A 504-nucleotide genomic window follows, 5' to 3' on the forward strand; every position below is an offset into this window, starting at 1 on the left:
GGAGGCGGAAGCGGGGCGGATCGGCCGGTTCCTCGTGGCCGCCAACCTCACCGGCCACGACAGCCACGGGGTCATCCGGGTGCCGCGCTACGTGGCGTGGCTGCGCGACGGCGAGCTCGTGGCCGATCGCGCCCCCGAGGTGCTGATCGACGGAGGCGCCTTCGCGCTGGTGGACGCCCAGTACGGCTTCGGCCAGACCGCCGGCCCGTTCGCCACCGATCTCGGCATCGCCAAGGCCCGGGAGCACGGCGTCTCGGTCATCGCCCTGCGGCATGCCGGGCATCTCGGGCGGATCGGCGAATGGGCCGAGCGCGCGGCGGCCGCGGGCCTGATCTCGGTGCATTTCGTCAACGTCGCCGGCAGCCTGCTCGTCGCGCCGTTCGGCTCGGTGGAGCGGCGCTTCTCCACGAACCCCATCGCGGCCGCCTTCCCGCTTCCGGGGCGCGATCCGATCGTCCTCGACTTCGCGACCTCGGCGGTCGCCGAAGGCAAGGTGCTGGTGGC

General features: G+C 73.6%; 1 protein-coding gene. It reads left to right on the top strand.

Translation table 11 applies throughout. The annotated features are described in order from the left end of the window. On the top strand, nt 1–504 hold a 504-nt coding region (locus ACTXGO_RS16315; RefSeq protein WP_443575264.1), incomplete at both ends, for an Ldh family oxidoreductase.

This window comes from Psychrobacter sp. T6-1, from assembly GCF_052258445.1.